The sequence below is a fragment of the uncultured Marinobacter sp. genome (genome assembly GCF_963974375.1).
Lineage (GTDB): Bacteria > Pseudomonadota > Gammaproteobacteria > Pseudomonadales > Oleiphilaceae > Marinobacter.
In genome coordinates, this window is sequence record NZ_CAXBDN010000217.1 from 1 (window position 1) to 7,711 (window position 7,711).

Below are 7,711 nucleotides of genomic sequence, written 5' to 3' on the forward strand. Positions count from 1 at the left end.
CGCCGCCTGTCCGAAATCAAGCAGGAGCCGGAGTTCATGCTTGAATGGCGACTGAAGGCCTACCGTCGCTGGCTTGAAATGGACGAACCCGAGTGGGCCCACGTAGATTTCCCCAAGATCGACTACGACTCGATCTCCTACTACTCTGCACCCAAGAAAAAAGAAGACATGCTGCAGAGCCTGGACGAGGTCGATCCGGAACTGCTGAAAACCTACGAAAAGCTGGGCATCCCCCTGCACGAGCGGGCCAAACTCGCTGGTGTCGCCGTTGATGCTGTCTTCGATTCGGTTTCCGTGGCCACTACCTTCAAAGAGCCCCTGGAAAAAGCCGGCGTAATCTTCTGCCCGATTTCCGAGGCTGTCCACAAGCATCCGGAACTGGTGAAGAAATACCTGGGCAGCGTGGTGCCGGCCGGCGACAACTACTTCGCCGCGCTTAACTCGGCGGTCTTCTCGGACGGCTCCTTCGTGTACATCCCGAAGGGCGTGCGCTGCCCCATGGAACTGTCCACCTACTTCCGCATCAACGCGGCCAATACCGGCCAGTTCGAGCGTACCCTGATCATTGCCGAAGAAGGCAGCTACGTCAGCTACCTTGAAGGCTGCACCGCTCCGATGCGGGACGAAAACCAGCTGCACGCAGCTGTTGTGGAACTGGTCATCCTGGACGATGCCCAGATCAAGTACTCCACCGTTCAGAACTGGTACCCCGGTGATGAAAACGGCAAGGGTGGCATCTACAACTTCGTCACCAAGCGCGCAGCCTGCATCGGCAAAAACGCGAAAGTATCCTGGACCCAGGTGGAAACCGGCTCCGCCATTACCTGGAAATACCCCAGCTGCGTCCTGCGTGGTGACAACAGCGTCGGCGAGTTCTACTCGGTGGCACTGACCCACAATTACCAGCAGGCCGACACCGGCACCAAAATGATTCACCTGGGCAAAAACACCCGCAGCACCGTTATTTCCAAGGGCATTTCCGCAGGCCGCAGCTCCAACGCCTACCGCGGCCTGATCAAATTCGGCCCCGGTGCCGAAGGTGCCCGTAACTTTACCCAGTGTGACTCACTGCTGATCGGTGATCGCTGCGGCGCCCACACCTTTCCGTACATCGAGAGCAAGAACAAATCTGCCATCGTCGAGCACGAAGCTACCACCTCCAAGGTCAGCGACGAGCAGATGTTCCTCTGCCGCCAGCGCGGCATCGACCCGGAACAGGCCGTCTCCATGATCGTGAACGGCTTCTGTAAAGAGGTGTTCAAGGAGCTGCCGATGGAGTTTGCGGTGGAAGCCGGCAAACTGCTGGAAGTGAGCCTCGAAGGCTCTGTAGGTTAAACGGGGCAATATGCACAAAAGTATCGCGGAAGCCGTCGGGTAGGCCATTCCGGGATCGTCAAAATCAGGGATGATTTTGCCGAGCGTACAAGGACGTATTTACCGCGTATCCCGGAATGGCCTACCCGATGGCTGACTCCCCCCCAGTGCGTTGGGCGGGTGCAAGAATTCAGACGGTTAAAAGAGAGAAGTCGATCAATGCTGAGCATCAAGAACCTGCATGCCTCCGTCAACGGAGAGGAAATTCTCAAGGGCATCAACCTGGAAATCAAAGCCGGGGAAGTGCACGCCATCATGGGCCCCAACGGTTCGGGCAAGAGCACCCTGTCCCAGGTTCTGGCCGGTAACGAAACCTTCGAAGTTACCGAAGGCGAAGTCACCCTGAACGGCGGAAACCTGCTGGACCTGGCCACCGAAGAGCGCGCCCGCGAAGGCGTCTTCCTGGCGTTCCAGTACCCGGTGGAAATCCCCGGCGTCAGCAACCTCCAGTTCCTGCGCACGGCTGTCAACGCCATGCGTAAACACAGAGGTGAAGACGAAATGAACGCCGCCGAATTCATGAAGCTGGCCCGGGACGTCTCCCGACAAGTGGACCTGGACCCTGACTTCCTCAAGCGCGGCGTCAATGAGGGCTTTTCAGGCGGCGAGAAAAAGCGCAACGAAATCATGCAGGCACTGCTGCTGCAGCCCAAACTGGCCATTCTCGACGAAACCGACTCCGGCCTCGACATAGACGCACTGCAGGTGGTGTCCAACGGCGTCAACGCCCTGCGGGCAGAGGACCGGGCCATCCTCATGATCACCCATTACCAGCGGCTGCTGAACCATATCGTTCCCGACTACGTGCACGTGCTGGCTGACGGCAAGATCGTCAAATCCGGCGGCCGTGAACTGGCTCTGGAGCTGGAAGAACGTGGTTACGGCTGGCTGGGCATCAAAGACGAAACAGCCACACACTAAGGAGGTCGCGGAATGAAAGCAGCACCCACACTTTCCACGGCGTTCCTGCACCCGGCCGGGCAATCGCTGCCGGAGCCCCTGCTCGCCCTGCGTAAAAAACGCGGCAGCGAACTGGTGAACATGGCCCTGCCCACCCGTAAAACCGAAAACTGGAAATACTCCAGCAAGTATCTGAAGCTGACCGACGACATGGCCATCTCGCTGCCTGTCGAAGGCAAAGGCGGCAACAGCCTGGCAGTACCCGGGTATAAGGTGGCCATGCGTAACGGCATCATGATGCCCGAAGCCAGTGACTATCCGGATATGGAAGGCATCACCATCGAACGCTTCGAGGACCTGGATGACGAAGCGGCGGCAGCGCTTGCACAGCGCCTTGATGCCACCCTGGACCTTTCAGACAAAAAAGCGGTTCACCTGTCCGCCATGAACTCCGCCCGCTTCGAGGATGGCCTGCTGATCCGGCTGAAGCCCGATGCCGTGCTTGATCAGCCACTGTTCATCATCCACGAAGTCAGCGCCGATGCCAGTGGCTCGGCCTACCCCCGGGTATACGTCGACGCCGGCCGCAACAGTAAAATCACCCTGGTTGAGGAATTCACCTCCAGTGGCGAAGATGTGCCGGCACTGGTGAACACCGTGACCGAGTTCAGCCTGGCCGAGGGCGCCAACGTCACCAGCATCCGCCTGAACCTGGAAGGCAACAGCGTACAGCACGTCGGAGCGACCGGCGTCAGCCAGCAACGGAGTTCGCGGTTTGAAAGCCACTCTGTTGGCTTTGGCGGCACCTTACGCCGACACGATCTGCAGGTGCGACTGGAAGGCGAAGGCGCTGAGTGCAAGCTCAATGGCGTGGTCGTCACCCAGGGTAAACAGCACTACGACAACCACACCTGCATTCAGCATATTGCACCCCGCTGCAACAGCGAAGAGACCTATCGCAACATCGCGGCAGACCAGTCCCACGCGGTGTTCAATGGTCGTATTCATATTCATCAGGATGCCCAGAAATCCAACGCGAATATGAACAACAACAACCTGTTGCTGCACACCGGTGCCGAAATCGACACCAAGCCGGAACTGGAAATCTACGCCGACGACGTCAAGTGTGCCCACGGCGCCACCATTGGCCAGCTGGATAAAACTTCGCTGTTCTATCTGGTATCCCGGGGCATCGGTCGTCGTGATGCCAACGTACTACTGACCATGGCCTTTATTAACGAACTGGTCAGTCAGATTCCGGTGGAGCAGGTTCGCGACAGCGTCAACGCCCGCCTGAATAACTTCTTTGATCAGGCATTCCAGGAGGTCTGAACGGTTATGACAACGCTCTCCGTGGCCAGCAACCAGAGCCCTACAGGCCTGGACATCCATGCCATTCGCCAGGACTTTCCGATACTTGCCCAGCAGGTCAACGGGAAGCCCCTGGTGTATCTGGATAACGGCGCCTCGGCCCAGAAGCCCGTCGCCGTGCTGGATGCCATGGAGCGTTACTACCGGGAAATGCACTCCAATGTTCACCGTGGCGCCCATACCCTGGGCGATCGCGCCACAGTGGCCTTTGAGGGTGCCCGGGAAACAGTTCGGGCGTTCCTCAACGCCGCCAGTACCCGCCAGATCATCTGGACCCGGGGCACCACCGAAGCAATCAACCTGGTGGCCAACGGCCTGGCACCGCGCCTGCGTGCCGGCGACGAAATCCTCGTCAGCCGGATGGAACACCACGCCAACATCGTGCCCTGGCAGATGCTGGCAGAGCGCACCGGCGCCAAAGTGGTGCCGTTCGGGATAACGCCGGAGGGCGAACTGGATCTGGAGTCGTTCGATCAACTGCTCGGCGAGCGGACCCGTATTCTGGCCGTGACCCACGTCTCCAACGCACTGGGCACCGTCAATCCGATCCGGGAACTGGTGGCCAAAGCCAAAGCCGCTGGTGTGATTACGGTTGTCGACGGCGCCCAGGCGGTACCCCATTACCAGCCGGATGTGCAGGCACTGGATTGCGACTTCTATGCCTTCTCATCCCACAAGCTGTTTGGTCCTACCGGTATCGGCGTACTTTACGGCAAGGAAGACCTGCTGAATGAGATGCCGCCCTGGCAGGGTGGCGGTGAAATGATCGAGCGGGTGTCCTTCGAACGCACCACCTGGAACGTGCTTCCCTATAAATTTGAAGCCGGCACCCCCGCCATTGCCGAAGCGGTAGGCCTGGGCGCAGCCATCGACTATCTGAGCAGCCTTGACCGGCCTGCCCTGGAAGCCGCCGAGGCAGACCTGCTGACCCGTGCCAACCAACTGGTGGAAACGGTTCCCGGCATGAGCGTGATTGGCACAGCGCGCAATAAAGTACCGGTCATATCCTTTAAAATTGAAGGCCTGCACCCCAGTGATATAGGTACACTGCTGGATCAGCAGGGCATCGCGATCCGCACCGGCCATCACTGCGCCATGCCGCTGATGGATTTTTACGGAGTACCCGGCACTGCCCGGGCCTCGTTTGCGTTCTACAATACCCAGGACGAAGTGGATCAACTGTTCACGGCCCTGCAGAAAATACAGCGCCTGTTCGCCTGATGGAGGTGAAAACAATGACAGCCGAAGTCTATACACCGACCGTGGGTGTCACCATGAGCCCCAGCGCCGTCAAACACGTGCGCAAGCAACTGGACAAGAACCCGGAAGCGAAAGGCATACGCCTTTACGTCAGGAAAAGTGGCTGCTCCGGTTTCAAGTACGAAACCCAGTGGGTCGAAGAAACCAGCGCCGAAGACCAGGTATTCACCGTCGACAACGTGGACATCTACGTCCGCAAGGAACACCTGGCCCTGGTCAACGGCACCGAAATCGATTTTGTCACCCAGGGCGTCAACTCCCTGTTCGTATTCCGCAACCCGAACGCTACGGCGGAATGCGGCTGCGGCGAGAGCTTTACCGTGGCGTAACACATGATTTGCCACGGACCCACCACGGGCAAAAGACCTGAAAGTCCGTTGTCCGGTCGGTCGGGGTTCGGGGTGGCTTTTCTGTCGGAAAAAGGTGTCTGAGCGAAGCGAGTTCTTTTTCCAGAAGAAAAGCCACCCCGAGCCTCGGCCAGCCCCCGAATCCCGGAGGCGCCAAACAGTCCGTTGCCAACACTGAAAGCGAGGCCAGATCAGGCATGCAAGAACGGGAAGTAGTCCTGACCAAGCGCGAGGTGGAAGCCCGCCTGGTGCCATCCGGAACCGAAATCATGATTCCGTCCGACACCTTCGTGACCATTACCCAGTCCCTGGGCGGCACCTTTACGGTGGCGGTGAACGGCAACCTGGCCCGGATCGAAGGGCACGACGCCGACGCGCTCGGCAAACAGCCTCTGGAAAGCAGCTTTGACACCCCGGAAGACGGCACCGTCAACGAAAATCAGGTATGGGAATCCCTGCGCAACTGCTACGACCCGGAAATCCCGGTCAATGTGGTGGACCTGGGCCTGATCTACGAATGCGAGATCCGTAACGGCAGCGACGAGGGCAATCACGTCTACATCAAGATGACCCTGACCGCCGCCGGCTGCGGCATGGGCCCGGTGATCACCGAAGACGTCCGTCGCAAAGTGGAGCACGTACCCAACGTGGACAAGGTAACCGTAGACCTTACCTTTGATCCGCCCTGGAATAACGACATGCTGACAGACGAAGCCAAACTGGAACTGGGGATGCTATGACCGTCGCCAAGCAGGAATTCCTCGACAACCCCCTGGGCACCAAAACCACCCTGGAAGATGTGGTGGACGCGTTCGAGTTTCTGGATGACTGGGAAGACCGCTACGCCTATATCATCGACCTCGGCAAGCAATTGCCGGCGTTTCCGGACAGTGAGCGGGTTGAAGCCAACTACGTACACGGTTGCCAGAGCCAGGTCTGGCTTATCAGCCATCACGACGATGCCGACGACAAGCTTTACCTGTTGATCGATTCCGACGCCATGATCGTTCGGGGACTCGCCGCCATCATCCTGGTGGCGCTCAACGGCAAATCTCCCAGAGATCTGCTGACGACCGATATCGACGAATTGTTCGAGAAACTGGACCTGTTCCGCCATATTTCCCCGACCAGGGGCAATGGCCTGCGAGCCATGGTTGGCAAGATCCGTGATCTTGCAGCCTCCGCGATCGAATAGAAGTCCCCCGGCCCCGTTACCAGACGATGGCAATATCGTCCCGCTGGAAATTCTCAATGCCCCCGTGCTGAGGTATCCGGCCGTTGCTGAACTCCGGATGAACGTTGTTCAGGGTTAACCGGGTATCGGCATCCCGCAATTCCGGCGTGGTATTCATGCTGTCGAAATGCGAGTGACTGCGGTACAGATGCAGCTCATCCCCCGGACGAAGGCCCGATGTGGCACCCGCCGACAGGGTGACCCGGGGCCCCTCAACCCGGATAATTCTGGCCATGAATGGCTGACAGGCCAGGGCATCGACAATCGCCTGCTGCATTTCCGCAAGTGCGGCGCCTACCTGCTGACCATAATCGGAATTCAGAAAACCGGGCGAGCCGAAGCCCGTTGAAGCACCCTGCCCCGCGTCCCACAAACCCTGTACTGAAAAACGCTGCTGGTAGACGGGCGAACCGCTGAAGCCGTCAAAAATCATCAGATCTGCCACGAAACGACGGCTCTTGCTGGTCGTACCGATACCCCGTTTCAACCGGTCAGTAACCGAACTGCCCCAGGCTGAAGGATCCTCCAGGCCCATATCCCGGATCACTCCACCAACCACAAACTGGGCGTCCAGCTCCCGGGCCACCTGAACCACATTGCTCAACCGATTATCGAACCGCTGCGAGGTCGGCGCGTCCGCCAGATTGCCGAACAAGCGAATAGACGACGCCGTCAGTACCTGCACCAGATTCTCCTGACGCAGGCCCGCCACCAACGCCTGCGGCAACATGGCGCCAGCATCGTCCAGACGGCCATGACGGGCCTGCTCTGGCTGTTCAAGGGCAAAACCGGTCACCGCCACCCGTTTCCTGAGACGGGAAGCGCCTTCGGCCGGACAGCTATCCGTGGCGGCAGACATATCCGCGCGCAACGTCACCCGTAGCATATTGCCAACCCGACGCTCATCCACAATCTGCACATTGCGGGCACTGGCGCGGGAGTCCACGGTAAGGTGCGACTCGGTCACTACGCCGTTTTCCAGGGTGTCGCGACTGTTGACCCGGGCTTCGTATTGCAGGGAAAGATCCCGCAGTGCCGCTTTGCGAGCCTCTTCACGGGCTGCGTCCAGATTGTCAGCGCGGATAACGCCATGGCCGGTGCCCTCCAGCACAACAGCAGCCGCTGGTAGCCCGAACGCAGCCAGCAACAGCCCCACGATCAGCAATGTCAGTGTGCCAGTCTTCATGCCACGGGGCTCCGGTTGGTCAGGGTTCATCAAGGTCAG

General features: G+C 59.1%; 8 protein-coding genes. 7 read left to right on the plus strand and 1 reads right to left on the minus strand.

The window, feature by feature from the left end:
* The 7 genes from sufB to AAC035_RS16100 form a co-directional block, all read left to right on the plus strand.
* Nucleotides 1-1,335, plus strand: a 1,335-nt coding sequence (gene sufB / locus AAC035_RS16070) for a Fe-S cluster assembly protein SufB (protein WP_339805920.1), incomplete at its 5' end; no start/stop codon positions are given.
* 198 nt (nucleotides 1,336-1,533) lie between these two features.
* A complete protein-coding gene (sufC, locus tag AAC035_RS16075; protein WP_339805922.1) occupies nucleotides 1,534-2,295 on the plus strand; it encodes a Fe-S cluster assembly ATPase SufC in 762 nt (253 codons plus the stop codon).
* 12 nt (nucleotides 2,296-2,307) lie between these two features.
* Nucleotides 2,308-3,606 (plus strand): Fe-S cluster assembly protein SufD, encoded by a 1,299-nt coding sequence (sufD, locus tag AAC035_RS16080; protein WP_339805924.1) that lies wholly within the window; start codon nucleotides 2,308-2,310, stop codon nucleotides 3,604-3,606.
* A gap of 6 nt (nucleotides 3,607-3,612) precedes the next feature.
* On the plus strand, nucleotides 3,613-4,866 hold the full coding sequence (locus tag AAC035_RS16085) for a cysteine desulfurase (RefSeq protein ID WP_339805926.1): 1,254 nt from the start codon (nucleotides 3,613-3,615) through the stop codon (nucleotides 4,864-4,866).
* Between the two features lie 14 nt (nucleotides 4,867-4,880).
* Complete coding sequence (locus AAC035_RS16090; RefSeq protein WP_339805928.1) at nucleotides 4,881-5,234, plus strand: iron-sulfur cluster assembly accessory protein; 354 nt, start codon at nucleotides 4,881-4,883, stop codon at nucleotides 5,232-5,234.
* A 215-nt stretch (nucleotides 5,235-5,449) separates the two neighbouring features.
* Nucleotides 5,450-5,992, plus strand: a complete 543-nt coding sequence (gene sufT / locus AAC035_RS16095; protein WP_339805930.1) for a putative Fe-S cluster assembly protein SufT — start codon at nucleotides 5,450-5,452, stop codon at nucleotides 5,990-5,992.
* Entirely contained in the window at nucleotides 5,989-6,447 is a 459-nt protein-coding gene (locus tag AAC035_RS16100) for a SufE family protein (protein ID WP_339805932.1), read from the plus strand. Before sufT ends, AAC035_RS16100 begins: the two co-directional genes overlap by 4 nt.
* Before the next feature lie 16 nt (nucleotides 6,448-6,463).
* Here AAC035_RS16100 and AAC035_RS16105 read toward each other — a convergent pair.
* Nucleotides 6,464-7,711 (minus strand): flagellar assembly protein T N-terminal domain-containing protein (locus AAC035_RS16105; RefSeq protein ID WP_339805934.1); only part of this gene is annotated, 1,248 nt, incomplete at its 5' end.

Excerpts from the sequence above, each read along its gene's own strand:
- sufC (WP_339805922.1), top strand. The coding sequence starts at position 1,534 with ATGCTGAGCATCAAGAACCTGCATGCCTCCGTCAACGGAGAGGAAATT.
- sufD (WP_339805924.1), top strand. The coding sequence starts at position 2,308 with ATGAAAGCAGCACCCACACTTTCCACGGCGTTCCTGCACCCGGCCGGG.
- AAC035_RS16085 (WP_339805926.1), top strand. The coding sequence starts at position 3,613 with ATGACAACGCTCTCCGTGGCCAGCAACCAGAGCCCTACAGGCCTGGAC.
- AAC035_RS16090 (WP_339805928.1), top strand. The coding sequence starts at position 4,881 with ATGACAGCCGAAGTCTATACACCGACCGTGGGTGTCACCATGAGCCCC.
- sufT (WP_339805930.1), top strand. The coding sequence starts at position 5,450 with ATGCAAGAACGGGAAGTAGTCCTGACCAAGCGCGAGGTGGAAGCCCGC.
- AAC035_RS16100 (WP_339805932.1), top strand. The coding sequence starts at position 5,989 with ATGACCGTCGCCAAGCAGGAATTCCTCGACAACCCCCTGGGCACCAAA.